Below are 26517 nucleotides of genomic sequence, written 5' to 3' on the forward strand. Positions count from 1 at the left end.
TGCGCGGTATTGTCACACCACCGTCACACGGCGGGCATATATCGCAGCCCATGGCACAGAATGCGAACCTTATCCCAACCGCTGGCGCGCTGACCGCGCGCGGTATCTCGAAGACCTTCGGGGATAGCCGCGTGCTGGACAGTATCAATCTGGACCTCGCCCCAGGCGAGGTTGTGGCGCTGCTCGGCCCTTCGGGCTGCGGTAAAACCACGTTGCTGCGCATCGCAGCGGGGTTGCTGCAGGCCTCTGCGGGGCAAATGGATATCGCGGGCAAGCGGGTCGTCGATGGTGCCACAATGTCGCGCGCCCCAGAAGAGCGGGGCATCGGCATGGTCTTTCAGGACTATGCGATCTGGCCGCATTTCACCGTATTGGAAAACGTGTCGTTCCCGCTGCGCATGCAGAAGCTGCGCCGGTCCGCGCAGCACGAACGCGCGATGCGCGCGCTTGACCGGGTCGGGCTGGGGCATCTGGCGGACCGCTCGCCCGGCACCCTGTCGGGGGGCGGTGTTTGTCAAAGTAGTTGTCCGCCGATTTCATGCGGCGTCTCTGATTTCAGGGGCGCTGATTTCGGTTTCTGGGTGCCTTAGGGCACAGCAGCGGCGGACGACTTCTTATAATAATGGAAAAATGGTGGCGGTGCAGGGACTTGAACCCCGGACACGCGGATTATGATTCCGCTGCTCTAACCAACTGAGCTACACCGCCAGCGAAGGGTGCAATAGGCCACACGCTGCGGCGCGTCAAGCCTGAAAGCGGCAAAATCCATTAGGCCGTGCACGCGATTTGCGCGGGCAAGCACAGGCGTGGCGGGCGACTTTACCGTGGCCCGGGAATTGAACCGAGGCGGTTCCCGTTCGCCGCGCTCCGCAGCGTCGATAACGCCGATTTAACACGTGTCATGTCTTTAGTTGAGCGGCGTCCTCACCTATCCTGAGCGGAAGAACGGCAAACACGGGGCAAGATCACATGCGCATCGGGCTGATGATTGGGGCGTTGGTTGTCGCCGGGCTGGCCGGGCTTTGGCTGGGGGGGATGGGGAATACCACCCCGCCCGCAGCTTCGGCACAGATGCGCGCCGTGCCGCAGGACCGTACGGAAGTCACGCTTAGCTTCGCGCCGGTGGTGCGGGCCGCCGCCCCTGCCGTGGTCAGCATCTATGCCCGCAGACTGATCGCCGAACGACGCGACCCGTTCGCGGATGATCCCGTTTTCGGCAACCTCTTCCGAGATTTCGGCCGCAGCGGTCCACGCGCGCAGAATGCTCTTGGCTCGGGTGTGATCGTGTCGCCCGAAGGTATTGTCGTCTCAAACTTCCATGTCGTCGGCGGCGCGGATGAGATCCGGGTGGTTCTGAATGACGGCCATGAATATGATGCCGACATCATCTTGTCGGATGAGGAAAGCGATCTGGCGGTGCTGCAAATGCGTGGCGCGACGGGCCTGCCCACCCTTGCCCTGCGCGATTCCGACAGTGTCGAGGTCGGCGATCTGGTGCTGGCCATCGGCAACCCTTTCGGCGTGGGGCAGACGGTGTCTGGCGGCATTGTATCGGCAATGGCGCGGTCGGGCATCGGCGTGGGCAGCGGGCGGGGATATTTCATCCAGACGGATGCCGCGATCAACCCCGGTAACTCCGGCGGCGCGCTGGTGGATTTGAACGGCGATCTCTTGGGCATCAACACCGCGATAATCACGCAAAGCGGCGGGTCGGTGGGGATCGGCTTTGCCATTCCGGCCAACCTGGTGGCGCAGGTGGTGGCGCAGGCGCAGGCCGGACGGGAGCGGTTCACCCGCCCCTGGGCCGGGATCAGCGCGCAGGCGGTCGATGCCACACTGGCCGAGGCTTTCGGGCTGTCTGCCCCGCGCGGTGTCGCCATTTCGCAGATGCATCCCCAAAGCCCGCTGGTCGCCGCCGGGATGCAGCCGGGCGACATCGTGCTGGCGGTGGATGGCGCCCCCGTCAACACAGCGCCCGAGATGATGTTCCGCCTGTCGGTGCAGGGCATCGACGCGCGCGCCGCACTGACCTATCTGCGTGACGGCGAGACACTGAGCGCCGAAGTCGCCCTTGCCGCGCCGCCCGAAGCCCCCCCGCGCAACGCGATCAGCATCACAGCCCCGGTGGCGCTGCGCGGACTGCAGGTCGCGCAGGTCAACCCAGGCGTGATCACCGAGATGAACCTGCCACTGGATTCCAGCGGCGTCGTTGTCGCGGACGCGCGGGACTGGGCCGCGCGGGCGGGGCTGCGCGCGGGCGACCTGATCTTGCAGATCAACACGACCCGGGTTTCCAACACCGCCGATGTGGCGCGCGCCGCGCAGGAGCCCACCCGCAACTGGCTGGTCGAGGTGATGCGCGAAGGCCGCAAGCTGGCGCTGCGGTTCCGCATCTGACCCCTTTCACCGCCCTCCGAACCGGCGTAGCGTGCGCGGCATGGCAGACCTGTTCGACTCCACCGCTACCGCCGCTGCGGCCAAACCCTCTGCCCAGCGTCCGCTGGCCGACCGCCTGCGCCCGCAGGCGCTGACAGATGTCATCGGGCAGGCGCATGTGCTGGCCGACACCGGCCCACTGGGCGCGATGGTGGCGGCGGGGCAGCTGTCGTCGCTGATCCTGTGGGGGCCACCAGGCGTGGGTAAGACAACCATCGCGCGCCTGCTGGCCGACCTGACCGACCTGCATTTCGTGCAGATCAGCGCGATCTTCACCGGCGTGGCCGAGTTGAAGAAGCTGTTTGAGCAGGCGCGCCACCGGCAGGGCAATGGCACAGGGACGCTTCTGTTTGTGGATGAGATCCACCGCTTCAACAAATCGCAGCAGGACGGATTTCTGCCCTATATGGAAGACGGCACTATCGTGCTGGTCGGCGCCACGACTGAGAATCCCTCATTCGAGCTAAACGCCGCACTTCTGAGCCGTGCACAGGTGATCGTGCTCCACCGGCTGGAACTGGCGGATCTGGAGCATCTGGCACAGCGCGCCGAAGGGGATATGGGCCGCCCCCTGCCCCTGACCGCAGCCGCCCGCGATGCCTTGCTGGAAATGGCAGATGGCGACGGGCGCGCGCTTCTCAACCTGATCGAACAGGTGATGGGTTGGCCCGCGGGCGACCCGATGACCCCCGACGGTCTGGCTACCCGGTTGATGCGTCGCGCGGCGAAATACGACAAATCCGGCGATGAGCATTACAACCTGATCTCGGCGCTGCACAAATCGGTGCGCGGCTCGGACCCAGATGCCGCCCTTTACTGGATGGCGCGGATGTTTGCCGGGGGCGAAGACCCGCGCTATCTGGCGCGCCGCCTGACCCGCATGGCGGTCGAGGATATCGGGCTGGCCGACACCAATGCACAGGCCGTCTGCCTGGAGGCATGGCAAACCTATGAGCGCCTCGGCTCACCCGAAGGGGAACTGGCGCTGGCACAGGCGGTGATCTATCTGGCGCTGGCCCCGAAATCCAACGCTGGCTATGTGGCGTGGAAGGCCGCGCAAGCGCTGGCCCGCAAAACCGGATCCGCGATGCCGCCAAAGCACATCCTGAATGCGCCCACTGGCATGATGAAAGATCAGGGCTATGGCGCGGGCTATGCCTATGACCATGATGCCGAGGATGGATTTTCCGGACAGAACTATTTCCCCGATGGGGTGAAGCGCCCCGCGCTTTACCTGCCGCTGGAACGCGGGTTCGAGCGGGACTTGAAAAAGCGGCTGGAGTTCTTTGAGCGGCTGCGCGCCAAGCGGCAGGGCAGCTGAGGCGCGCGCTGCACGGGCGCGCGCCCCCCGTGCAGCGGCATTGCGCGTCAGCGCGCGCGCAGCGCTTCGGCATGGAACTGCACATGATCGCGCATGAAGCTGGCGACGAAGAAATAGCTGTGGTCATAGCCCGGCTGCATGCGGAACGTGCCCGCCTGCCGTCGCGCGGCCATCGCGTCGGCCAAACGTTCGGGCATCAACAGGTCCAGGAACTGATCTGCGCCGCCCTGATCAACCAACACCGGACCATTGAACCCCGTCTCGCGCATCTGGATGCTGGCATCATGGCGCGCCCATGTGGCGGGGGCATCGCCCAGATAACCAGCCAGTTGCTTGCGCCCCCAGTCGCTGCCCGTCGGATGCGCGATCGGCGCGAAGGCCGAGGCCGAGGCGAAGCGATCGCCGCAGCCCATCGCCATCGTCAGTGCGCCATGGCCGCCCATGGAGTGCCCGGTAATCGCCTGCCGCGCCGCATCGAGTGAGAAATGGTCGAAGACCAGCGCGGGCAGATCTTCGGTCACATAGTCCCACATACGAAAGTGCGGGGCCCAAGGTGCCTGCGTCGCGTTGACATAAAAGCCCGCGCCCTGCCCCATGTCGAATGCATCATCATCCGCAACCCCGTCGCCGCGCGGCGAGGTGTCGGGGAAAATCAGCGCCAGCCCGTTCTGTGCGGCATGGGCCTGCGCGCCAGCCTTCACCATCGCATTTTCATGCGTGCATGTGAGACCCGAGAGGTACCACAACACCGGCACCTTGCTCTTCGCTGCCTGCGGCGGCAGGAACAGCCCAAAGGTCATATCACCGCCCGTGGCGGCAGAGGCATGGCGATACACCCCCTGCACGCCGCCAAAGGCTCGATTTTCCGATATGATTTCCATTGCAGCCACCCTTAATAGACCACGACAGCGCGGATGGATTCCCCGGCATGCATCAGGTCGAAGCCGGTGTTGATCTCATCAAGGGTAAGGGTGTGCGTGATCATCGGGTCGATTTCGATCTTGCCATCCATGTACCAGTTCACGAATTTCGGCACATCGGTGCGGCCCTTGGCCCCGCCGAAGGCTGTGCCTTTCCAGACCCGCCCCGTGACCAACTGGAAGGGCCGCGTGGAAATCTCGGCCCCCGCAGGTGCGACCCCGATGATGACCGAAACGCCCCAGCCGCGATGCGAACATTCCAACGCGTCGCGCATGACCTTCACATTGCCAGTAGCGTCGAAACTATAGTCCACGCCGCCGATGTGATCATTTCCGCGTTTGGTCAGATTCACGATCTCCTGCACCACGCTGCCCTCGATCTTGGAGGGATTGACGAAATGCGTCATCCCGAACTTGCGCGCCATGTCCTCTTTGGCGTCATTCAGATCGACGCCGATGATCATGTCAGCCCCCGCCATACGCAGGCCCTGAATGACGTTCAGTCCAATGCCACCGAGTCCAAACACCGCTGCGGTCGAGCCGATCTCGACCCCTGCGGTATTGATGACCGCACCGATGCCGGTGGTCACACCGCAGCCAATGTAGCAGATCTTCTCGAAAGGGGCGTCATCGCGCACCTTGGCCAGCGCTATTTCCGGCATGACAGTATGGTTGGCGAAGGTCGAACAGCCCATGTAGTGGTAGATCGGTGTGCCATCCAGCATGGAGAACCGCGTGGTCCCGTCAGGCATCAGACCCTGACCCTGGGTGTTGCGGATCGCCGTGCACAGGTTGGTCTTGCCCGACAGGCAGGAATAGCACTCCCGGCACTCAGGCGTGTAAAGCGGGATGACATGGTCGCCGGGCTTCAGGGTGGTCACCCCTTCGCCCACTTCCAGAACAATACCGGCGCCTTCATGGCCCAGGATGGCAGGAAACAGCCCTTCGGGGTCGGCGCCCGATCGCGTGAATTCATCGGTGTGGCAGATACCGGTGGCCTTGATTTCCACCAGAACCTCACCGGCGCGGGGGCTTTCCAGATTGACCTCCATCACCTCCAGGGGTTTACCGGCTTCCAGTGCAACGGCTGCGCGTGTTCTCATGGCTGTCTTCCTTCTGTAGCGCCGCGGGGCGCGTTCCATCCCGATGTGCCCAGCATCCGCCGGGAAAGGGTCGGCTGCAAGAGGGGGGCGACAATTATCACCCCTTAACGGTTGCATCCGACCGAGCTCGCGGTCGGCCGCGATGGCCCACACATGCCGACACGCACAAAGCGACCTTTCCGGTGCGGTACCCAGTTTGAGACCCAAACCCGGGCGGCGTTTGCGCTTAGCCCTCTCAGCCCAAGCGGATCGTGGCCCCGGGATCAAGCTTTGGTGTCAGCTCTATCCGCACCCCCCCGCCCGTGTCTGCCGTGGCCGCCGCGACAATCGACGCCGCGCGGCTGCCGATCTGACGCCGACAGGCATCCATCGTTGCCAGCCGGATCGGCAGACCGTCCAGTAGCTCAACCCCGTTGAACCCCGCCAGCCCCAGCTTGCCCGGCACATCGATGCCGTGCTCCAGGCACCACAAAAGCCCACCCGCGCCGATCATGTCATTTGAGTAATACAGGAAATCCAGGTCAGGGGTACGCGACAGGATCGCCTGCGTCATCTCTCGCCCCTTCAGCAGTGCCGAGCCACCCGCGTAATATTCGGCGTCGATCAGCGACACACCAGCCTTCGACAAGACCTCGTTGAACCCTTCAAGCCGTTTGCGGGCGCGATGATCGTCGGGCATCTTGGTTCCCAGAAACCCGATGCGCCGATAGCCCGCTGTCAGGATCGCCGCCGCCATCTGCCGCCCCGCCGCACGATGCGAAATCCCCACGACCGAGTCGATCGCCGCACCGTCGACATCCATGATCTCGACAATCGGAATACCTGAATTGACCAGCATGGCCCGCGCGGCATCAGAATGCTCCAACCCCGCCAAAATGACGCCTGACGGACGCCAGGAAAGCATTTCATAGAGCACGCTCTCTTCGCGTTCAGCCGAGTATTCGGTGACCCCGAAAACCGGCTGCAATGCGGTGTCCTGCAACCCGTCAGAGATGCCGCGCAAGACCTCGGGGAAGACCATATTCGACAACGAAGGTATGATGACAGCGACAAGGTTAACCCGCTGCGAGGCCAGTGCGCCCGCGATCTTGTTGGGCACGTATCCCAACCGCTTCGCCGCCGACAGCACCTTGTCGCGCGTCGCCGCCGAGACATCGGTGCGGTTGCGCAACACCCGACTTACGGTCATTTCACTGACACCACTGGCCTCAGACACATCACGCAGGGTCAAGGGGCGACGACTATACGGCGGATGATAATGGGCCAAGGTGCAACCTGCTGTGTGATTGACGGCTGACAACCCTTACAAGGCTTTCCCGGGAAGGCCAAGAGGCGCGAAATATCAATCGTGACACTGCGACAGAAAGCCGGTATTGCCGGGCGCAGTATGCGCCATCGCTCACAAGGCCCCGTAGCTCAACTGGATAGAGCAGCCCCCTCCTAAGGGGCAGGTTATTGGTTCGAATCCAATCGGGGTCACCACTTAACTCAATAAAATCAGAGTATTGCGAGATCTTACGCAAGTCGCTTTGCTGGTTCATGCGGGATTTTACGGCTTCTGTACGGAAACATGTAAAGAACACCGGTACAAAACCCGTACAGCCCAATCCAATGGGCGGAGGAATCCGACGACAACTTGAAATGAAAAATCCCCGTCCGGCGGCAACCGAAACCGGGATTAAATCAGATACGAAAGCGTCCTGCCTTCAAATACACAGTACCTTAAATGTGGGCGTCAAGGCAATCGGCAATCAATTATCCTGTCCAGTGATGGGGGTGGCGACATGAGCGCAACCACAACACATCAGGGCTTGCCGGAGGAGATGCAGCCATTCGCACTTTTGGAGCTTATTGAAAGCCTGAAATCCGAGCTTGGTCTGATCGATCAGGATATCACCTACCTTCGTTGGGTTTTCCGACGTGTGAAGCGCACCGACTTTGTTGCGGGCCGGATTTGCGCAGCTTGGACATCTGTAGCAAAAATGGCGGTCGAGTTGGGCTTCAGTCCCCGCACGATTCATCGGATCGAGACGCGTCTTCGGAGGTGTGGAATTATTCTGAAAGCCAGCCTCGCCAATGGGCGCAGGTACGGGCGGCGATCCGAAGATGGATTGATCATGCGAGCGGGCGGGATCAATCTCGCTCCTGTCATCAATCGGGCGTGCGAGTTGTCAAACAAGTTGCGGTTGTCTCGATTGGCTGCGGTCGACCTCAAAGATGAACAGGAACGAGCGAGTTTGTTCATCGACGACAGCACAAACGAAAATATTTCCAACGCGGCCATGAAACGATTTGGCGAGAATTATCTTGGTTGCATCCACTAGCGGCCCAAGCGGACCCTGACCATGCCATTGGGCGCTGCGATGAGGCATCTTCAGGCCGGATGTATCGACCCACTGAAAATCTGCTCATGCTATAAAGGAGAAGGTAGCAATGAGTGTGACGATGGACGAGAGCATCAAACGGTGGACGGCGAAGCGGAAAATGGCCCTTGTGGTCGAGATCATGCAAGGCAAGACGACGGTTGCCGAGGCCAGCCGGTCGTTCGACCTTTCGCCCTCGGAGATCGAGGGTTGGATCGACGACGCGAAGAAGTGCATGGAGAACGCGCTGCGGGCCAATCCGCTTGATATCCGCGAGCAGTATGAGAAGCAGCTGAAGGACCTTCAAGAAGCCTACGGTGAGGCGATGCTGGAGCTGCGCGCTCGAAAAAAGTTCCAGGCCCTCATGGAGCGGGAGGACGGCAATTGATCCGGACGCTCCATGAGGGCCTGCTGGCGGACGGGATCGCGGTGCCGCTTACCAAGCTATGCGCCTGGTTTGGCGTGCCGCGACGAACGCTTTACTACACGCCGACCAAGGCCGCGCCCAAGGTCGATCCCCGCTTGGCAGAGCCGATCAAGGCCATGATCGAAAAGGAGCCGTCCTTCGGCTACCGCACCGTGGCCTGGCTTCTCGGCTTCAATAAAAACACGGTGCAGCGCATCTTCCAGATCAAGGGCTGGCAGGTGCGCAAGCGCCCGATCGGCATGCGGCCGCGGATTGAAGCTGTGCCGTCCGTTGCAGCGGCGCCCAATGAGCGTTGGTCGACGGATCTCTGCCGGGTCTGGGCGGGACGCGATGGCTGGACCACGCTGGCCTTGGTCATCGACTGTCACACGCGCGAGCTTCTGGGCTGGCATCTGTCACGATCGGGAAAGGCGACCACCGCTGCCAGCGCACTGGAGCATGCGCTGATCAGCCGGTTCGGCACGCTCGGCAAAGTGCCTGTAACTGCCGGACGTAATCTCCCCAAAATCGCCGTTTGAAAATTCCCCGATACGCGAGCGGCGATGCCGATTTCCGGACTTCATATATCCGGAAATTGGCGGCGCCGCGGGAAGCTGGCCTGATGCCCATAGCAGAGCAATGGGGGCAAACAGGTGCAGGGACTGAGGGAGATCATCATGATCCATGATTTGAAGAAACAAGGGCTGAGCGTGACTTCGATTGCGCGGAAGGTCGGGTGCGACCGCAAGACCGTGCGGAAGTATCTTGAGCTTGGTTTGGAGGGGCCGACGTATGGCCCGCGCCAGCCACGCGATCGGCTGCTTGACCCGTTTGAGGGTATCTGCGTGAACGTGTCCTTACCTTTCCCGGCCTTTCCGGCGCGCGTCTGCTGAGGGAGATCAGGGAGCTGGGCTACGCTGGCGGCTACACGGCGGTGACCGATCTTCTCCGGGAGGTGCGTCCGCCGGCACGCACACAGTTCGAGCGCCGGTTCGAGACGCCGCCGGGCCGACAGGCGCAGGTCGACTTCGCTGAGTTTGCGGTTGAGTTCACCGACGAGCCCGGTGTCACGCGCAAAGTATGGCTGTTCTCGCTGAACCTGGGACACAGCCGCTGGCTCTGGGGCAGCTTTGTCGCGAGCCAGAACCTGCAGTCGGTGATGCGCTGCCACATTGCCGCCTTTGCAGCCATGGACGGTGTGCCGGAGGAAATCCTCTACGACCGGATGAAGACTGCAGTAATTGGCGAAGACGAGGCCGGTGTGATCACCTACAATGCCTCTCTTGTGGCGTTGCTGAACCATTACGGCGCGGTGCCGCGGGCCTGTCGGCCGTATCGGGCCAAAACGAAGGGAAAGGTCGAACGTCCTTTCCGCTACATCCGTCAGGATTTTTTCCTGGCCCGGACCTTCAGGAACCTTGCTGATCTGAATGCCCAGTTCGACAGCTGGCGGACAGGCGTTGCCAACCCGGGTCCATGCGACAACAAGGCGGATCGTGAACGAAGCCTTCGATGAAGAGCGGCCGTGCCTGAAGATACTGCCGCATATCCCTTACAGTGCTGTGCTGACAATCGAGCGCCGGGTCAGCCACGAAGGCATGGTCTCGGTCGACGGAATTACTACAGCGTTCCGGATACGACCCGCAAACGTGTGGTCGAGGTTCAGAACCACACTGACGAGGTCCGCATCTTCGAGCAGGTGTGATGATCGCCCGCACCCGGTTCTGGAGGGCAAGAACCAGCGCCGTGTCGATCCTGCGCATCGCAAGGCGCCACCGGTCCGGCGACCCGTCTCTCAAACGACTGGTGTCCCACTCAGATCTCTGACCTTCTACGATGCCGTGGGCGACGTCTCGCGGCCGAGGGAGCGCGATCATGACCGCGTATCTCGACAGAATCCAGGATGCACTGGTCGGTTGAAAAATGCCGCGCGCGCTGGAGGCGCTGGATCATATTGTTCAGCGGCTCGAAAGGGGTGAGGTCACGGCCATCGAGGCGATCGACGCGCTGCTGAGCGAGGAATATGCGACCCGCGAGACCCGACGGATCGATATCGCTTTGCGCACATCGAAGCTGTTGCCCGTCAAAACGCTCGAGAGCTTCGACTTCAGCTTCCAGCCGTCTCTCGACCGTGAGCGTATTGCAGCACTGGCACAGCTCGACTTCGTCCGGCGCGCCGAGGTCGTTCACTTTCTCGGGCCACCGGGCACCGGGAAAAGTCATCTGGCCACCGCACTTGGCGTTGCGGCGGTGAAGGCCGGCCGTCAGGTCTACCGTGCTTCACTGGCCGAGTTGATCGATGCTCTAACCAAAGCTGAACGCCAAGGCGAGCTCGCCGAAAAGATCCGCTTCTACACGCGCTCTTCACTGCTGATCGTCGACGAAATCGGGTATTTGCCGATCAGCCGTGGCGGCGCCAATCTGTTCTTCCAACTCGTCAATGCCCGCTACGAAAAGGGTGCGATGATCTTAACCTCAAACCGTAGCTTTGCCGAATGGGGCGAAGTCTTTGGCGATCCCGTCGTCGCCACCGCGCTCCTCGACCGGCTCCTGCACCACGCTGTCGTCGTCCAGATCGAAGGGGCCAGCTACAGGCTACGCAGCCACGCGGACCTTGTCCCTGACCATGTCCGTGCAAACGCCCGCATTACACCGCCACCAAAGCGACGCGGTCGCTCACCCAAGAACGAGGCCGCCAATCCGTAAACCCGGCTGATTACCGGACCCGCCAGAGTGGGGAATTTTACTTCGGCACTTTTGGGGAAAGTTCAAACGGCGTTGACAGTGCCACACGAGTTCCTTCTCAGGTCCGACAACGGGCTGGTCTTTACAAGTCGGAAATACACTGCGCTGGTCCGCAGCTATGGCCTGAAACAGGAGTTCATCACGCCACATTGCCCGCAACAGAATGGCATGGTCGAGCGCGTGATCAGGACACTGAAGGAGCAGTGTGTTCATCGCCAACGCTTCGACAGCATCCAGCACGCGACGCGCGCCATGGGCGACTGGATCCAGTTCTGCAACTACGAGCGCCCACATCAAGCGCTCGCCATGAAAACCCCCGCCGCGACATTCGAATTAGCGGCCTAACCTGTGCAGATTTCGCTGGGTCGATACACGGACTTGTGTGACCGTGGCGCAGACTGCCTTCTTGCATTTTTGCTACGCATGATGTGAAAGACTTAGCGCCAAGCCGCAAGCCGCTCGCGGCACAACTCCAGCATCTGCTCGGCCTCCGCCGTCATCTCCGCTTCAAGGTTCGGCACATCCGGCACGATGATCTGATCGAGCCCGGCGGCAAACCTTTCGATAAGCTCGTCTATAGCGGCATTGGCAGTACGTGCCGGTCTCCCGGCGGTCGCGGCGAGGCGTAGGAAGTCAGCGCGCCGCAACCGGTCATCCTTGCCATTCAGCTTGAGCGCCATGCGATCATGCTCCAGCCTTGGGAATACGCGGGTCGTCACCGCATCATAGACCGGCGCCATCCTCACGCTCTCAAACGTGTCTGCTCCAGGCGCTGCTATCTTAAGTAGGGCAAGGTTTTTAAGATGCATGTCACCATCGGCAATGAGCCAAGCAAACAGCGCGCGCCTCGATATGACCGTCAGGTCTTCCTCGGGCGCGGTGGAAAGCGGACGCACGGCGCGCGCGAACCGCTCAATCGTGTTATCATATTTGGCTTCAGGGGGCAAATCAAGAACAGAGCAGATGTCTTCGAGCGCAATACGTCGATGATCATCAGCACTGCTACGGATGTCAAAGCGTTCCACAATCAACGCCGGCGGCATACCGTCCGGCATGCCCATCAATGCGATGGTCGGAGCTTCAAGTCCGGCAGCCTGCCCCAAGGTCATCGACAAATACTCGATAACCGGTAGGGCCTGAAATCCACTTGTGCCGGCAGGTTTTAGTATATGCGTGAAGGGCTCTAGCGTGCTGGGAATAAGGCGTCCCTTTGGGTCAAGAAACATCGGAGCCTTGATCTGCACACCAGAGAGGCGCGGTGTCTGCGAGTTTGCAAACAAGCGCGCGAGATATTCTTCAAAATTGTTCTCAATATCACCGCGCCCCGGGCCGTCATAGCTCCCGATAAACACGCCTTCTTGGAGTGCCCCCACTGAAGTGGTCCACCAACTGGGATAGTATTATCCCATTTCAGGAGGACCAGAGATGGCAGGAAAGCGAGACAACTCCGAAGAGATCGTGCTGAAGCTGCGGCAGGTTGAAGTGCTGCAAGGGCAAGGACGTTCGATTGCTGATGCCGTTCGACAGATCGGCGTGACACAACCGACCTATTATCGATGGCGCAAAGAGTATGGTGGCATGAGTCGAGATCAGCTCAAACGGCTGAAGGAGCTGGAGACTGAGAATACCCGGCTTAGGCGTGCCGTGTCGGATCTGACGCTGGACAAGGTGATCCTGACCGAGGCTGCACGGGGAAACTTTTAAGCCCTTCCCGCCGCCGTCGATGTATCGACCATGTGCGGCAGACTCTCAGCTTATCAGAGCGCCGGGTTTGTCGCACATTGGGTCAGCATCGCTCGACACAGCGCAAGGTGCCTCTCGGCCTGCCGGACGAAGAACGGCTGACCGATGACATCATCGCACTGACAGAAGAGTTCGGACGCTATGGATATCGCATGATTACCGGAATGCTGAACAACAGCGGCTGGCATGTAAATCACAAGCGCGTCGAACGGATCTGGCGGCGGGAGGGGCTGAAAGTCCCGCAAAAACAACCCAAGAAGGGTCGGCTCTGGCTGAACGATGGGTCGTGTGTTCGGCTGCGACCGGAGCGTCCGAACCATGTCTGGTCCTATGACTTCGTCCAGGATCGAACCCATGACGGCGGATCTTCCGCACGCTCAACATCATCGACGAGTTCACGAAGGAGGCTCTGGTGATCCGTGTCAAACGCAAGCTCAATTCCGTCGACGTGGTCGACGCCTTGACTGACCTGTTCATCCTGCGCGGTCCGCCGGAATACATAAGGTCAGACAATGGCGCAGAATTCATCGCCAAGAAGGTGCGCGCCTGGATCGGCGCGGTGGGTGCCAAAACTGCCTTCATTGCGCCTGGATCGCCATGGGAAAACGGCTACTGCGAGAGCTTCAACGCCCGATTTCGGGACGAGTTGCTGAACGGCGAGGTCTTCTCATCGCTGCGCGAGGCCCAAATCCTGATCGAGCGATGGCGTCGCCATTACAACACCGTCAGACCACACAGCGCTCTGGGATACCGTCCACCAGCGCCCAAAAGCATCGTCCCAATAGACCAAAGGCCAACCATGCACTAACATTCAAACTGGACCACTCGTTGGGGGCAGACCAGGAGCTTCAAGTCCGGCAGCCTGCCCCAAGGTCATCGACAAATACTCGATAACCGGTAGGGCCTGAAATCCACTTGTGCCGGCAGGTTTTAGTATATGCGTGAAGGGCTCTAGCGTGCTGGGAATAAGGCGTCCCTTTGGGTCAAGAAACATCGGAGCCTTGATCTGCACACCAGAGAGGCGCGGTGTCTGCGAGTTTGCAAACAAGCGCGCGAGATATTCTTCAAAATTGTTCTCAATATCACCGCGCCCCGGGCCGTCATAGCTCCCGATAAACACGCCTTCTGTGCTGAATTCACTTAGGCTCGCTTCGGAAATCGTCACGGTCGGCGAAGGATACGAGATGTCGGACATGGCCGAAAACACGCTGATAGCTGCAATCGCGGCAGCCGAAGGCACCGACAGCCCACCAGCGACGAAAGTAGGATTCGGTAGCGAATGAGGTCGGGCGGCCAGATCTGGGCCTATTCGCAGCTTGAAGAAATCGCCAAGGTGTCTGGTGACCCCGACGACCTGCTGCGCGCCGTGCAGGCCTACGCCACCGCGAGCCAAGGCTTCACCCGCTCCAAGGTCTGTTTCGCCGACAACTGGTTCCAGTAGCGGCGCTGGCGGCCTTTCCTCGAAAAGTTAGAGGCCGAGCGCGAAACGGCAGAGGCCGTGCAGGCGGATCATCACGCCCGGCTGGTCGACTGGATTCGCGACCGCAGCCCCACGGTGTTTGTCAAAGTAGTTGTCCGCCGATTTCATGCGGCGTCTCTGATTTCAGGGGCGCTGATTTCGGTTTCTGGGTTGCCGCGATGACGCGCGAGGTCGACAAGGCGTTAGCAGGGTTGGCCCATTGGCCGTCGATACGCAAATAGGCCGTCTTCTCCTGCGCACCTGCGATAGAGATTCTGAAATCATCGTCTTCACCCAGGGCGAGCGGTGCAGCGGCGAGGTTCTTCAGATCAGCGACCATCTCCTCTTCCGAGATGATGCGATACTGCATGTCCTGTCCCGCTGGGACTGCATCCATCGGCAGAAACTGAAGTGCCCCGACGCAATCGCGCCCCAAGACCGAAAGCAGCGAGAACACATCCTTGCCCTGTGCCCCGACTCGCGCAGCGATCTTCTCACGCAGCTCGCCCTCCGCATCCGGCAGCAGGTTGTCGAAGGCCGCGACGACGGGGTCGCCCTGCCAGCTGACCTTGGACAGCGGCAGGGCGCTGGCTACCGGAAAGGCGGCCTCGGACGCGAGCCAGGTAGGTTCGTATGTGAAGCTGATTGCGCCATCCGTCGCCCGCGTCAGGGTGCCGACCTTAGCTGTTTCATACCAGACAGCGGTCGTGCTTTGGCGTGTGCGGCGACAGACGCGGGTAACGCGCGTCATCTTAGATGGTGCCCCGGTCAGCCAGACGGTCTGTCGCTGACAGTTCAGCGCCAAGCGCTTCGAGGAGACGCAGATAGACATCGAGGCTCACCGAAACGACGCCGTTCTCGATGTCGGAAATCGTCGACTGCGCGGTGCCAGTCATTTCGCCCAGCTGCTTCTGGCTGATCTTCTGCGCGGCCCGCCGTGCGCGCAGAACCGCTCCGGCTTGGCGAAGGCTTCGGATGGGGTGTGCGGGGGTGTTTGTCATGGCGCCTTGATAGCTCCACAGCGATAATATGTCAATATCGCTTATGAACTATCGTCCCGCCTAATAGCCCTTGGGCTATAGTCACCGATTCGAGGGCTTGCGCCCTAGGTTCATGGATCCTGCAGCGTTACGTTGAGATATCGACGTCACAAAGGGCGGATTCCGGTCATTCGCCCCGGTGGCGAGCACGTTGGCCCCAGAAGGCGGAAGCTGACATTCAGGTCAACCGACTCTGGCGTGAGTTTCTGCGGCGCCGCAAGTCGGCGTCGAGCCCGACTACGAAATCGGACGCTGTGTGACGAATGGCGCCCCTTGCGCGCGGCCCGAAAACGCATCAAAATAATTTGGACTCTGATCATGATATTTGGCCTTCCCAAGTCCTTGACTGCAAGGGGTTTCTTCGCCTGAGCCCACAAACCATCCTTTTGGGAATACTTGGTTGCTTCCCAACGCACGCTCTAGTGCGTTATAGATTTCTGATGTATAAACTTGGGGTGCTGGAATGACTGTACCAACCATTCGTTTGAATTATAGCTCAACTGGCGCGGCTGTGACGTTCGGCAGTACGCTCGATTTGTTTTCGACAGGTGTACAAAACGTCAGCTGGGATAGTGAGGATAGCACTTTAGGGCAGGTTGCCGGTATCCTAGGCGTCGATGCTTCACTGAACCTGGATTATAACTTTGATCTAGATGCCTTCTGGGAGCTCAGCATTGGCCAAAACCAGCTCGACCTCTGGTACGATATTTTCATTGCCTACGATGAGAGCACCATCATTGCCGAAGGCGACACCTATGTCCTTGATACGAGCCGTTGGTTTGTACAGGATATGGAGCTGTCCGACATTGGCACAACAAACAGCGGTTCTGCTGAAGTCGGTCTTGAGTATGATATCTTACTTGATCTCAACGAAGCCGAATTGAATGCATGGGGCGGCACGGTAAATTTTGCCCCAACTGATCCGATCATTGATATCACAGACGAAAGAATAGTACTCCTTGGTGGATCAATTGATGATGGTTCAATTGATTTCTATGGAATGTTTGGAGAACTGTTTTCATCTGAAATATATGACACTGAAGGTGAATACAACATTTCGGTGCTCCCAGGGACATCGATAACATGGGACTTCGACGAAGACCTTTCCGTTGAAAATATTATCTCTGGTACTGAAGATCTCATTGGTGGCAACCATGATTTGACGTGGCAAAATTTTTCCTTCACTCAAGAGAGCGAGGATAATGATAATTTCATAGGGCTGAATTTTGATTTGGACGCGATCCTCCAATATTTTGGGATTTTGCCGCCCAATCCCTTCCATCCAAACCCTTTGACAGGTTTTTTTGACTACACTCTCGAAGGCACCCTACCGGTTGTAGGCCAAATCGCTCTTGCAGCGGAATTGCTTGACATAGACTTGAACCTAGGATTGGAGCTGGAACGGATTGTGTCATTTGAACAATCCGACAGCAGTTTAGAAATATTAGATAATGGAATTGTAGTTGGTTCAGGCGCATTTGGGGACTCGATCTCCTTCGATCCCGGTATCATCAGCGGCAGCAGCGAGAACTTTTCCATCGCCATATCGGTTTCTGGAACATATACTCAGTCTTATGGTGTGTCCTTTAATTTGATTCCCATCATAACTGCTATTCGCGCTGAGCTTGGGTGGGGCAGAATTAATAACTCGCTCGAGGAGAATGGTAATGGAGAGTTATTTAGTACGGTACCCGAAGCGTTTTTTAACTACTCTGGTTTTGACGTCGTTGAGTTCCTTCAGGCCCTTGATCTAATAGAGAGTAACGAACTTTATTCAAGCGGCTTCATTGAGGTTCACACGGTCGAGACTGATATCACGCTCACCTCTGACGGAACCAACGACTTCACAATCACTGCTATTGATGGGACGCAGGAACTGGAAGCGCCACCTGAAATTGCTGATGTGACCAATGGAACAGATGCCTCGACCGGATTTTCAGACACAGGCATCGACGTTGGCGACCCCGATTATGAACCTGATCCGCTGGCTGGATCACAAACCTTTGTGTTGGACGAAATCGCCCGAAACACGACGATTGACGGCGGCTCTGGAACGGACACGGCGTGGATCGGCGGCGGCGGCAGTCCGCAGTACGGCAACGGCGTGCGGATAGCCAATGGCAATGTTCTGGGGAATACGGCATCCGCCCTTTCCATCAACACATACCTGCAAGAGCTTGCAGGCGGTGCCGCCTACATCATCACGCAGCAATGGGGAAACCCACTTTACCATGATGTCGCGATCGTGGATGTCGAAGAAGTCAACGTGGATGGCGGCCTTGGCAATGACCTTGTCGTCTACCTGAACGGCACGCAGTATTTCGGCGGTGCCGCAACAGACACCTTTGCTGCCAACTGGCGCGGCCAGACCGCTGCGATCAACTGGTCACTGGCGACGACCAACGCAACCACCCTTGCCAATGGCGTCACGGTCGGCGGGTTCGAGCGGGCGCATCTGCTGCTCGGCTCCGGCAATGATGCCGTGACGGGCGGGAACAGCTCGGATTACCTCGACGGTGGCGCGGGCAACGACACCCTCGCAGGCGGCGGCGGCAACAACACCCTCATCGGCGGCGCAGGCAACGATGTCATCGAGGGGGGCGCAGGGAATGATACTATTGACGGCGGCGCAGGCGACGATGTCATCCTCGATACGCAGGGCGGCACGCTTGCTGGCGGTGCAGGCAATGATCGCTTCTACATCCATGAGTTGGGCGATGGTTCAATCGACGGCGGCTCTGGAACGGACACGGCGTGGATCGTCGGCGGCGGCAGTCCGCAGTACGGCAACGGCGTGCGGATAGCCAATGGCAATGTTCTGGGGAATACGGCATCCGCCCTTTCCATCAACACATACCTGCAAGAGCTTGCAGGCGGTGCCGCCTACATCATCACGCAGCAATGGGGAAACCCACTTTACCATGATGTCGCGATCGTGGATGTCGAAGAAGTCAACGTGGATGGCGGCCTTGGCAATGACCTTGTCGTCTACCTGAACGGCACGCAGTATTTCGGCGGTGCCGCAACAGACACCTTTGCTGCCAACTGGCGCGGCCAGACCGCTGCGATCAACTGGTCACTGGCGACGACCAACGCAACCACCCTTGCCAATGGCGTCACGGTCGGCGGGTTCGAGCGGGCGCATCTGCTGCTCGGCTCCGGCAATGATGCCGTGACGGGCGGGAACAGCTCGGATTACCTCGACGGTGGCGCGGGCAACGACACCCTCGCAGGCGGCGGCGGCAACAACACCCTCATCGGCGGCGCAGGCAACGATGTCATCGAGGGGGGGCGCAGGGAATGATACTATTGACGGCGGCGCAGGCGACGATGTCATCCTCGATACGCAGGGCGGCACGCTTGCTGGCGGTGCAGGCAATGATCGCTTCTACATCCATGAGTTGGGCGATGGTTCAATCGACGGCGGCTCTGGAACGGACACGGCGTGGATCGTCGGCGGCGGCAGTCCGCAGTACGGCAACGGCGTGCGGATAGCCAATGGCAATGTTCTGGGGAATACGGCATCCGCCCTTTCCATCAACACATACCTGCAAGAGCTTGCAGGCGGTGCCGCCTACATCATCACGCAGCAATGGGGAAACCCACTTTACCATGATGTCGCGATCGTGGATGTCGAAGAAGTCAACGTGGATGGCGGCCTTGGCAATGACCTTGTCGTCTACCTGAACGGCACGCAGTATTTCGGCGGTGCCGCAACAGACACCTTTGCTGCCAACTGGCGCGGCCAGACCGCTGCGATCAACTGGTCACTGGCGACGACCAACGCAACCACCCTTGCCAATGGCGTCACGGTCGGCGGGTTCGAGCGGGCGCATCTGCTGCTCGGCTCCGGCAATGATGCCGTGACGGGCGGGAACAGCTCGGATTACCTCGACGGTGGCGCGGGCAGCGACACCCTCGCAGGCGGCGGCGGCAACAACACCCTCATCGGCGGCGCAGGCAACGATGTCATCGAGGGGGGAAGCGGGAATGATCGCGCCGTCTTTTCTGGCGCGTTTGGTATCGATCTGATCTACAATTCATCTGGCACATTGACCGCAGAGTTTACGGACGTATCCTTCACAGGTCTTTCCTACAGCCGCTCGGGCGAGCATCTTATTATCCGCGTCATGGGTACCAGCAACTACGCTGTCTTGGTCGATTACTTCTCAGCACCAGCCAATTGGTCTGTCATACTCAATGGCTCGGTGGAGGCTATTGATCCATCATCAATCGCGAACGGAACGCTCCCCTTAGGCCCAATTCCACTTTTGGGCACGGCCTTGGATGACATTATCGAACTCACTGCGTCTGAGGCCGCTGTCCAAGCCGGAGGCGGCGACGACTTAATTAGAAGCGGAGCAGAACAGCACGCGATTGATGGCGGCGAGGGACAAGACCTTGTTGATTATTCTGGGTCGGCAACTGGTGTAACCGTTAACCTTTCCAACGGTACAGGATCATCAGGCGATGCCGAGGGCGATACATTCACGTCTGTTGAAAACGTCATTGGTAGCTCTGAAGCGGATACCTTGATTGGTAATGGCGATAGCAACTTTGTTGCCGGTGGCGGTGGCGATGATTCAATCTCCACAGGTTCTGGCTCCGATGTCGTGGTAGATGGCGACGGCGCAGATCTGATCAATCTCGGTAGCGGCGAGGATATCGTTATACTGACCGGCTCTTCTTATCACACCAATGGCTATGTCGCTTTCAACGTCAGTTCCGACACGCAAGTCGGCACCCAGGTACGGATCAACCTCGAAGGGCTAGTGCGTATTGAAGCCGTGACAGATGGCGGCGCAGATGCCGACATCGTTCAACTCAGCGATGAAGGTGATGTCTTTTTCCTGCACGATGCTTACTCCCGCTTCCACAGCTCAATCGCACTGACAGAAGATTATGTCGGTAACGAAAGTATCGCAAGATTTGCCAATATTGAAGAAATCCGAGGCATGGGCGGCAATGATATCATCGATCTGACCAGTCCTGATTACAGCCTCGCAGGTATTGCAATGTCTATCGACGGTGGCGAAGGAAATGATGTGATCTGGGGATCGGATGCCGACGAGAACATTTCCAGCGGTAGCGGCAATGACACCATTTTTGGCGGTAGCGGAAACAATATACTGACTGGTGGAGCGGGCGCGGATGTATTCGAGTTCACGCGGACATCAACCGATACATCGGTCTCTGATTTCGATATCTCTGAGGGCGACACACTGCGTTTTTACAATGCTGGTGGGGCAGTATTCGACGCTTCAAGCGTTGTGCTCACAGATATTGGTATCTTGATTCATTATATAGATAGTGCATCTGGCACTGCTCACGACATATCAATCGATCTTGCGTCAAGCGCCAACGATTTCTCCTCGACATTACCGGAAATTCTGAGCGCATTGGAAATCTTGTAACTTGCGAACGTCCGTTTAGAATCAGCGCCTTATCAGGCCAAAAGTGCTCATCGCTGCCCCAAAGCCGGCATTTGATCAACGTCGGCAAAGTCCGGGATCTGTGAGTTAGCGGCCTCTATGATTTTGTAATTGCAGCGAAGGTCCGGTCTGGAGGGTCGCACCGCAGCGATGAGAGTAGTCGACCAATGGCAGCATTGGGCCGAGGCTGTGTGAAAACCCCCAGATATGGTATGCTTCCTACGATACGGGAGTGCATTTATGTCGGGTTTCATTGAAGGTGTTGATCGCGATCAGGTGACGCTGTTTCCGGATCGACTTGAGGACTGGATTGACGACGATCATCTGGTCCGGGTGGTGGATCTGTTTGTTGAACAGCTTAATCTGGCGGGCCTTGGCTTTGTGCGCGCGGCGCATGCGCGGACAGGGCGACCGGGATACCATCCGGCCATTCTTCTGAAGCTGTTCATCTATGGCTACCTCAACCGGATCCCGTCCAGCCGCAGGTTGGAGCGTGAGGCCGGGCGCAATGTCGAGGTGATGTGGCTGCTCGGCGATTGGTGCCGGATCACAAGACGATTGCGGATTTCCGACGCGATAACGGTGCTGCTATCCGCAAGACCTGCGCGCAATTCGTCGAGCTGTGCCGCCGGATCGGCACGCTGAAGGGCGAATGCGTGGTGATCGATGGAAGCAAGTTCAAGGCTGTCAACAACCGCGACAAGAACTTCACCAAGGGCAAGATCGCCAGCCGTCTCGCGCATCTGGAGGCCGATGTCGAGCGCTATATCACCGAGATGGTGCGCATAGACCGGCAGGAGAAAGGCGAGGTGCGGGCGGAGAAGGTCACGCATCTGGCGCATCGATACGGGCGGCTCAAGCAGGAAATCGAGAAACTGAATGCCATGGACAAGGCCCTGGCCGATGCGCCGGACGGCCAGATTTCCCTGACTGATCCCGATGCCCGAGCGATGGCCACCAGCGCGCGTAACAGCGGGCTGGTGGGCTATAATGCGCAATGCGCAGTGGACACTGAAACCCACATCATCGTCACCCATGAAGTCACCAACAAGGGGTTCGACCGTGACCAGCTCAGCCCGATGGCGATGGCGGCCAAGGATACGCTTGGGCGCGACACGCTGCATGCCCTGGCCGACAAGGGCTATTACAGCGGTGTCGAGATTGCCGCCTGCGACAAGGCGGGCATTACGGTGACCATGCCGCGTCCGGAGACCTCGGGCAATCGCAAGAAGGGCATGTATGTGAAGGCTGACTTCAAATATGACGCCGACCGCGACGTCTATGTTTGCCCGACAGGCGATGAGCTGACCTACCGCTACACCCGCGATGAAGACGGGCTTCAGGTCCGACGATACTGGACCAACGAATGCCAGAACTGCCCCGTGAAATCACGCTGCACCACGGGCACGGAGCGCCGGGTCACCCGCTGGGAATACGAGCATCTGGTGGACGAGATGCGCGACCGTCTGCGCAGCGCCGATGATCCGATGACCCTGCGCCGCAGCACGGTCGAGCATCCTTTCGGGACGATCAAGGCCTGGATGGGCACCACCCATTTCCTGATGCGCCGTCTGAAAAACGTGCGCACCGAGATGGCGCTGAACGTGCTGGCCTACAACATCAAGCGCATGGTCGCATTGGTCGGGATCAAGGGGCTCATGGCGGCGATGCCCGCCTGAAAGAGGGGAAATCACTCCCCAAAACCGGTCAAACTGCCCTCATTGGCGCGATATCCGCGCCACCGGCGGGTTGCATGAACCCAAGCAAGCCAAAATGCCTGCTGCAAACCCATCACATCGCAAACTGCTCTGGGCGCGAGAGTTTCCACACAGCCTCGGCCGGTCGCGCCAAATGTGAACTGCAAAAGCCAGTTCCCTGTAAGCGGTGCCTTGCCCCCAGCCGCGCCGTGCTGACGCGGTCCCAGTCGTTGGCCTGTTCACAGGCGGCACGCCATGCTGTGATCTGCGCAGGATAAAGCCCGCGCTTGCGGCAGTATTCGGCCAGATCATCCCCAAAACCGCATCGACGATCTGCTGCCCTGGAACTTCACGCGGTCAAACTGAAATAGACGTGGTCTCCAGCCACCGCTTACAGCGCACTGGAGCATGCGCTGATCAGCCGGTTCGGCACGCTCGGCAAAGTGTCACAGGAGTTCCTTCTCAGGTCCGACAACGGATTGGTCTTTACAAGTCGGAAATACACTGCGCTGATCCGCAGCTATGGCCTGAACCAGGAGTTCATCACGCCACATTGCCCGCAACAGAATGGCATGGTCGAGCGCGTGATCAGGACACTGAAGGAGCAGTGTGTTCATCGCCAACGCTTCGACAGCATCCAGCATGCGACGCGCGCCATTGGCGACTGGATCCAGTTCTACAACTACGAGCGCCCACATCAAGCGCTCGCCATGAAAACCCCCGCCGCGACATTCGAATTAGCGGCTTAACCTGTGCAGATTCCGCTGGGTCAATACACGAATGGCATCCCGTTTGACCCGGATGAGGCATCTGTGTAAAACACCCTCCTTTCAGGAATGCACCCGGCGCTCTGACGTCGGGCCCAGCCGAAGGAAGGACCCATGGCATTCACCCTGCGCCGCAACCACCTCCGCGATCTCGCTCCCTTGGCCTCGATGCTGCCGGAAGCGGAAATTTCGTTGCTCAATCCAAGTGCAAAAGTTCCGTTCGATGAGATTGAATGGCAACAAAAGTGGCTTGGAGACCCTGAGGATGTCTCCTTTTACCTTCGAGATGCAACAGGACGGGACGTGGGGTTCTTTGCTCTCAGGGAGGGAGTGGGGCCAGAGGTGCGGCACCTCACCTACGTCTATATCTGCGAAGAGGCGCGCGGTGGTGCTGCTGCGGAGCTGACGGAGCACGTGGAGCAGGCTGCGCGGGCACTGGGCGCGCTGGTAGTGACCTTGAAGGTGGAACTCGATAATGCGCCGGCCTTCAATGCCTATCTCTCGGCCGGGTACGAAGAGCTCTCCCGTCGAAAGGGCATGGCCACAATGCGGCTGGACCTGGAGAAACGCCTCGCAGAATAGACGTGTCGGAATGCCCGGGCGGCATCAAGCTGCTTACGGTCATTTGATGCGGCAGCCACGAACGTCGGCTGTGGACCTCATCCCATTGAAAAAACTCGCGCTCGATGGAGGGGCGCCGCGCTAATTCAATTATCACCAAAGCGGGCTTACTTAAGTTGAAGACTGCCCGCATCCGCTGATTTTATTAGTCCATTCAGCCACCAGCCAGTTCTTGCGATCATCACCTGGCCCGGCTATCTCATTACCCCGAAACCATACTGACCCGAGGATGCCAGAATGACCGAAATCCGCCACGCCGAAGGCCCCGAGGATGCAGCAAGAGATCGCATTCTGGCGCTTCTCGACGGCCACTCCGAAGCGATCGGGAAATCATTCAAGTCCGAGACGGTGTTTTTTGAGGCGCATCAAGACGGTCTCTACCTTGGCGGTCTCTCGGCCCGTTTCGCGCTGGATCTGAAATGGGTGTTCGTCGAGCTTTTGGCGGTGGCCGAGGCAGGCCGCGGCAAGGGCATCGGTGGCCAGCTGATGGCGCGCATCGAGGAAGAGGCACGCTTGCGCGGGATGCAAGGGATCTGGCTCGACACATTTTCGTTTCAGGCGCCCGAATTCTATAAGCGACTGGGGTTCAGCGAATTTGGTCGGATCGACGGCTATCCTGAGGATGGGGCGCGGCACTTCTTACTAAAGCGCCTCTGACTTTTACTGAGTGGGTGCATATGGTGGTTGATGTCTTCGCAGCTCATCTTATCGTCCTCAGCGCAATGTCAGCATCGCGTCGGTGCAGGTTGCATCCCGTCATCGCCGTGCAGACGGAATACTCTCTCTGGTCGCGCGGGGTCGAAGGCGAGGTCCTGCCCACCTGCCAGTTGGGTATCGGGTTCGTCCCGTATTCGCCGCTGGCGGCCGAGCACGGCGCGCGGAAGACGGTAGCGATCGACACCACCGATTTGAAGGCCCATCGCGCCGCGTCCAGCCTGGGCGCGAAAAAAGGGGGCGCGGTCGCTTGATCGACCGCACCAAAGGCGGCATGAACACCAAGCTTCATGCCATCTGCGACAGTCAGTGGCGGGCAGTCAAACCAGCCCTTCGTTGCGACGACACGATCTTGACTCTGTCGGGTTGCTGAAAAGCGAAACATGGCGTTGAAAGAAGAGCCCGAGTGTGAAACCGGTCTCGTACATGGTTGCATGGCATGCAAAGCAACCGGGCTGGCGCAGAGCTGACGGACGAAGGAAATCGTATTGGAACTTATCGCACTGGGTGCCCGCCCTGACTGGGAAGACAAGGCGCGCGAGGCGGGCTTTACCTTCGCCGAAATGCACGGCGAGCCCTATTGGGCCGAGGATACGGTCTATGCATTCTCTCTGACCGAAGTGGAGACCGGAATCGAAGACCCCTCCACGGAATTGCATGCCATGTGCCGCGAAGCCGTGGCACGGATTGTGGCATCGCAGGAGCTGATGGAGAAGCTGGCGATCCCCGCAGCACATCGTGATATTGTCGCGGCATCATGGGCGGGTGGCGATCCGGAACTTTATGGGCGGTTCGATCTGATTTACGATGGCGCTGGTCCGGCCAAGATGATCGAATACAATGCTGACACCCCGACCTCTCTTTACGAAAGCGCCGCTTTCCAATGGCAATGGCTGGAAGACCAGATCGCGGCGGGGAAACTGGCTGCCAACAGTGATCAGTTCAATGGCATCCACGAGGCACTGGTAACACGTTTCGCGGATATTTTTGCGCCAGACACGGACGTTCATTTCACGTCCTTTGCGGCATCGCCAGAAGACTACGCAACCACTGAAAGCATGGCGTGGGCTGCGCGAGAGGCGGGTCTGGGGGCGCATTACGTGCCGATAGACAAGATCGGCATCACGGATCGTGGCCAGTTCTGCGATGCCGAAGGTCTGGTCATAGGTGCTTTGTTCAAGCTTTACCCTTGGGAAGACATGCTGCGCGACGATTTCGCGCAGCACATCGCAGATGCGCAATGCCGCTTTCTTGAACCGGCCTGGAAGGCGGTTGTATCCAACAAGGGGATGCTCGCCGTCCTGTGGGAGATGTTCGAAGGGCATCCGAACCTGTTGCCCAGCTTTTTCGCCGAAGATTTCACCAAGGGCGGGGCGGCCGTGAACCGCGCCGCTGCGGCATTTGATCGGGGCATGGTACGCAAACCCCTCTTTTCGCGCGAAGGTTCCAGCATCAGCATCACGCGTGGTGACCAGATCATCGCTGCGGCACAGGATCAGGCCTATGTCGACCATCCGATCATCGTGCAGGCCTACCACGAAATGCCTGCCTTTGACGGCTTTCATCCGGTCATCGGCGCTTGGATCGTCGGCCAGACCTGCGTCGGGATGAGCATCCGCGAAGACCGTGCCCGGATCACGCAGGACCTGAGCCGGTTCAAGCCACATTTCATTCGCTCTTGACGCGCACACCGCATCTTGCGCGTCCCGGTTCGCAAAGCCTCCGCGACGCGCTATATAACTTTGACTAC

At 59.2% G+C, this 26517-nt stretch carries 22 protein-coding genes, 2 tRNA genes and 4 pseudogenes; 20 read left to right on the plus strand and 8 right to left on the minus strand.

Annotated elements, in window-relative coordinates:
- The first annotated feature begins 50 nt into the window (after positions 1-50).
- Positions 51-590 carry an ABC transporter ATP-binding protein gene (locus tag H9529_RS08330; protein WP_092887203.1) on the plus strand — a complete coding sequence of 180 codons (540 nt, stop codon included), beginning with the start codon at positions 51-53 and terminating at the stop codon, positions 588-590.
- Between the two features lie 41 nt (positions 591-631).
- Here the strand turns inward: H9529_RS08330 and H9529_RS08335 are convergent.
- Positions 632-708: transfer RNA gene (locus H9529_RS08335), tRNA-Met, on the minus strand.
- A gap of 327 nt (positions 709-1035) precedes the next feature.
- On the opposite strand from H9529_RS08335, the gene H9529_RS08340 reads away from it, so the two are divergent.
- Both H9529_RS08340 and H9529_RS08345 read left to right on the plus strand, forming a co-directional pair.
- On the plus strand, positions 1036-2397 hold the full coding sequence (locus tag H9529_RS08340) for a trypsin-like peptidase domain-containing protein (protein WP_223814361.1): 1362 nt from the start codon (positions 1036-1038) through the stop codon (positions 2395-2397).
- A gap of 40 nt (positions 2398-2437) precedes the next feature.
- The gene (locus tag H9529_RS08345) at positions 2438-3757 is read left to right on the plus strand and encodes a replication-associated recombination protein A (protein ID WP_092887200.1); all 1320 of its coding nucleotides are present in this window, start codon (positions 2438-2440) and stop codon (positions 3755-3757) included.
- Between the two features lie 47 nt (positions 3758-3804).
- Here H9529_RS08345 and fghA read toward each other — a convergent pair whose 3' ends face one another.
- The 3 genes from fghA to H9529_RS08360 all read right to left on the minus strand — a co-directional run bounded on the left by fghA (position 3805) and on the right by H9529_RS08360 (position 7047).
- Positions 3805-4638 carry an S-formylglutathione hydrolase gene (fghA, locus tag H9529_RS08350; protein ID WP_092887197.1) on the minus strand — a complete coding sequence of 278 codons (834 nt, stop codon included), beginning with the start codon at positions 4636-4638 and terminating at the stop codon, positions 3805-3807.
- 11 nt (positions 4639-4649) lie between these two features.
- Complete coding sequence (locus tag H9529_RS08355; RefSeq protein WP_092887194.1) at positions 4650-5780, minus strand: S-(hydroxymethyl)glutathione dehydrogenase/class III alcohol dehydrogenase; 1131 nt, start codon at positions 5778-5780, stop codon at positions 4650-4652.
- A 235-nt stretch (positions 5781-6015) separates the two neighbouring features.
- Positions 6016-7047 (minus strand): LacI family DNA-binding transcriptional regulator, encoded by a 1032-nt coding sequence (locus H9529_RS08360; RefSeq protein WP_256327035.1) that lies wholly within the window; start codon positions 7045-7047, stop codon positions 6016-6018.
- A gap of 138 nt (positions 7048-7185) precedes the next feature.
- Here H9529_RS08360 and H9529_RS08365 point away from each other — a divergent pair.
- The 7 genes and pseudogenes from H9529_RS08365 to H9529_RS08395 all read left to right on the plus strand — a co-directional run bounded on the left by H9529_RS08365 (position 7186) and on the right by H9529_RS08395 (position 11639).
- Positions 7186-7262 (plus strand) — tRNA-Arg (locus tag H9529_RS08365).
- A gap of 302 nt (positions 7263-7564) precedes the next feature.
- A complete protein-coding gene (locus H9529_RS08370) occupies positions 7565-8104 on the plus strand; it encodes a helix-turn-helix domain-containing protein (protein ID WP_092887188.1) in 540 nt (179 codons plus the stop codon).
- A gap of 109 nt (positions 8105-8213) precedes the next feature.
- A complete protein-coding gene (locus H9529_RS08375) occupies positions 8214-8531 on the plus strand; it encodes a DUF1153 domain-containing protein (RefSeq protein ID WP_092887185.1) in 318 nt (105 codons plus the stop codon).
- Positions 8528-9088, plus strand: a complete 561-nt coding sequence (locus H9529_RS08380; protein ID WP_223814337.1) for a DDE-type integrase/transposase/recombinase — start codon at positions 8528-8530, stop codon at positions 9086-9088. The genes H9529_RS08375 and H9529_RS08380 overlap by 4 nt, the downstream gene beginning before the upstream one ends.
- 114 nt (positions 9089-9202) lie before the next feature.
- Positions 9203-10428: pseudogene (gene istA, locus H9529_RS08385) on the plus strand (IS21 family transposase).
- Positions 10429-10472: 44 nt separating this feature from the next.
- Positions 10473-11255 carry an IS21-like element helper ATPase IstB gene (gene istB / locus H9529_RS08390; protein WP_223814338.1) on the plus strand — a complete coding sequence of 261 codons (783 nt, stop codon included), beginning with the start codon at positions 10473-10475 and terminating at the stop codon, positions 11253-11255.
- A gap of 78 nt (positions 11256-11333) precedes the next feature.
- On the plus strand, positions 11334-11639 hold the full coding sequence (locus H9529_RS08395; protein WP_223814339.1) for an integrase core domain-containing protein: 306 nt from the start codon (positions 11334-11336) through the stop codon (positions 11637-11639).
- Between the two features lie 92 nt (positions 11640-11731).
- Here the strand turns inward: H9529_RS08395 and H9529_RS08400 are convergent, their stop codons facing one another.
- Positions 11732-12667, minus strand: a complete 936-nt coding sequence (locus H9529_RS08400; protein WP_092891459.1) for a HipA domain-containing protein — start codon at positions 12665-12667, stop codon at positions 11732-11734.
- A gap of 52 nt (positions 12668-12719) precedes the next feature.
- On the opposite strand from H9529_RS08400, the pseudogene H9529_RS08405 reads away from it, so the two are divergent.
- Positions 12720-13845: pseudogene (locus tag H9529_RS08405) on the plus strand (IS3 family transposase).
- A 3-nt stretch (positions 13846-13848) separates the two neighbouring features.
- Here H9529_RS08405 and H9529_RS08410 read toward each other — a convergent pair.
- Complete coding sequence (locus tag H9529_RS08410; RefSeq protein WP_223814340.1) at positions 13849-14232, minus strand: HipA domain-containing protein; 384 nt, start codon at positions 14230-14232, stop codon at positions 13849-13851.
- Positions 14233-14316: 84 nt separating this feature from the next.
- Between H9529_RS08410 and H9529_RS20685 the strand changes: the two genes are divergently transcribed.
- Entirely contained in the window at positions 14317-14478 is a 162-nt protein-coding gene (locus tag H9529_RS20685) for a hypothetical protein (protein WP_223814341.1), read from the plus strand.
- Positions 14479-14599: 121 nt separating this feature from the next.
- Here H9529_RS20685 and H9529_RS08420 read toward each other — a convergent pair whose 3' ends face one another.
- The gene (locus H9529_RS08420) at positions 14600-15247 is read right to left on the minus strand and encodes a HipA N-terminal domain-containing protein (protein ID WP_223814095.1); all 648 of its coding nucleotides are present in this window, start codon (positions 15245-15247) and stop codon (positions 14600-14602) included.
- A 1-nt stretch (position 15248) separates the two neighbouring features.
- Positions 15249-15497, minus strand: a complete 249-nt coding sequence (locus H9529_RS08425) for a helix-turn-helix domain-containing protein (RefSeq protein WP_092892932.1) — start codon at positions 15495-15497, stop codon at positions 15249-15251.
- 502 nt (positions 15498-15999) lie between these two features.
- Between H9529_RS08425 and H9529_RS21085 the strand changes: the two genes are divergently transcribed.
- The 8 genes and pseudogenes from H9529_RS21085 to H9529_RS08470 all read left to right on the plus strand — a co-directional run bounded on the left by H9529_RS21085 (position 16000) and on the right by H9529_RS08470 (position 26449).
- Positions 16000-18840 carry a calcium-binding protein gene (locus H9529_RS21085; RefSeq protein ID WP_190305587.1) on the plus strand — a complete coding sequence of 947 codons (2841 nt, stop codon included), beginning with the start codon at positions 16000-16002 and terminating at the stop codon, positions 18838-18840.
- Positions 18743-20950, plus strand: coding sequence for a calcium-binding protein (locus tag H9529_RS21090; RefSeq protein ID WP_190305589.1), 2208 nt, complete (start codon positions 18743-18745; stop codon positions 20948-20950). The genes H9529_RS21085 and H9529_RS21090 overlap by 98 nt, the downstream gene beginning before the upstream one ends.
- 258 nt (positions 20951-21208) lie before the next feature.
- Positions 21209-22647, plus strand: a pseudogene (locus tag H9529_RS08440) (IS1182 family transposase).
- Positions 22648-23144: 497 nt separating this feature from the next.
- Positions 23145-23414 (plus strand): integrase core domain-containing protein, encoded by a 270-nt coding sequence (locus H9529_RS08445; RefSeq protein WP_223814098.1) that lies wholly within the window; start codon positions 23145-23147, stop codon positions 23412-23414.
- A 132-nt stretch (positions 23415-23546) separates the two neighbouring features.
- On the plus strand, positions 23547-24014 hold the full coding sequence (locus H9529_RS08450) for a GNAT family N-acetyltransferase (RefSeq protein WP_092892922.1): 468 nt from the start codon (positions 23547-23549) through the stop codon (positions 24012-24014).
- A 276-nt stretch (positions 24015-24290) separates the two neighbouring features.
- Positions 24291-24710 carry a GNAT family N-acetyltransferase gene (locus H9529_RS08455; protein ID WP_092892920.1) on the plus strand — a complete coding sequence of 140 codons (420 nt, stop codon included), beginning with the start codon at positions 24291-24293 and terminating at the stop codon, positions 24708-24710.
- A gap of 110 nt (positions 24711-24820) precedes the next feature.
- Positions 24821-25089: pseudogene (locus H9529_RS08465) on the plus strand (IS5/IS1182 family transposase); the annotation flags it as partial.
- Between the two features lie 166 nt (positions 25090-25255).
- Positions 25256-26449 carry a glutathionylspermidine synthase family protein gene (locus tag H9529_RS08470; protein ID WP_092892918.1) on the plus strand — a complete coding sequence of 398 codons (1194 nt, stop codon included), beginning with the start codon at positions 25256-25258 and terminating at the stop codon, positions 26447-26449.
- Positions 26450-26517: the final 68 nt, after the last annotated feature.

The organism is Roseicitreum antarcticum (genome assembly GCF_014681765.1).
GTDB lineage: Bacteria > Pseudomonadota > Alphaproteobacteria > Rhodobacterales > Rhodobacteraceae > Roseicitreum > Roseicitreum antarcticum.

What these genes read in the sequence shown, in the direction of transcription:
- H9529_RS08330 (WP_092887203.1), top strand. Translation starts at nt 51, where the DNA reads ATGGCACAGAATGCGAACCTTATCCCAACCGCTGGCGCGCTGACCGCG.
- H9529_RS08340 (WP_223814361.1), top strand. Translation starts at nt 1,036, where the DNA reads ATGGGGAATACCACCCCGCCCGCAGCTTCGGCACAGATGCGCGCCGTG.
- H9529_RS08345 (WP_092887200.1), top strand. Translation starts at nt 2,438, where the DNA reads ATGGCAGACCTGTTCGACTCCACCGCTACCGCCGCTGCGGCCAAACCC.
- fghA (WP_092887197.1), bottom strand. Translation starts at nt 4,638, where the DNA reads ATGGAAATCATATCGGAAAATCGAGCCTTTGGCGGCGTGCAGGGGGTG.
- H9529_RS08355 (WP_092887194.1), bottom strand. Translation starts at nt 5,780, where the DNA reads ATGAGAACACGCGCAGCCGTTGCACTGGAAGCCGGTAAACCCCTGGAG.
- H9529_RS08370 (WP_092887188.1), top strand. Translation starts at nt 7,565, where the DNA reads ATGAGCGCAACCACAACACATCAGGGCTTGCCGGAGGAGATGCAGCCA.
- H9529_RS08375 (WP_092887185.1), top strand. Translation starts at nt 8,214, where the DNA reads ATGAGTGTGACGATGGACGAGAGCATCAAACGGTGGACGGCGAAGCGG.
- istB (WP_223814338.1), top strand. Translation starts at nt 10,473, where the DNA reads ATGCCGCGCGCGCTGGAGGCGCTGGATCATATTGTTCAGCGGCTCGAA.
- H9529_RS08410 (WP_223814340.1), bottom strand. Translation starts at nt 14,232, where the DNA reads ATGTCCGACATCTCGTATCCTTCGCCGACCGTGACGATTTCCGAAGCG.
- H9529_RS20685 (WP_223814341.1), top strand. Translation starts at nt 14,317, where the DNA reads ATGAGGTCGGGCGGCCAGATCTGGGCCTATTCGCAGCTTGAAGAAATC.
- H9529_RS08420 (WP_223814095.1), bottom strand. Translation starts at nt 15,247, where the DNA reads ATGACGCGCGTTACCCGCGTCTGTCGCCGCACACGCCAAAGCACGACC.
- H9529_RS08425 (WP_092892932.1), bottom strand. Translation starts at nt 15,497, where the DNA reads ATGACAAACACCCCCGCACACCCCATCCGAAGCCTTCGCCAAGCCGGA.
- H9529_RS21085 (WP_190305587.1), top strand. Translation starts at nt 16,000, where the DNA reads ATGACTGTACCAACCATTCGTTTGAATTATAGCTCAACTGGCGCGGCT.
- H9529_RS08450 (WP_092892922.1), top strand. Translation starts at nt 23,547, where the DNA reads ATGGCATTCACCCTGCGCCGCAACCACCTCCGCGATCTCGCTCCCTTG.
- H9529_RS08455 (WP_092892920.1), top strand. Translation starts at nt 24,291, where the DNA reads ATGACCGAAATCCGCCACGCCGAAGGCCCCGAGGATGCAGCAAGAGAT.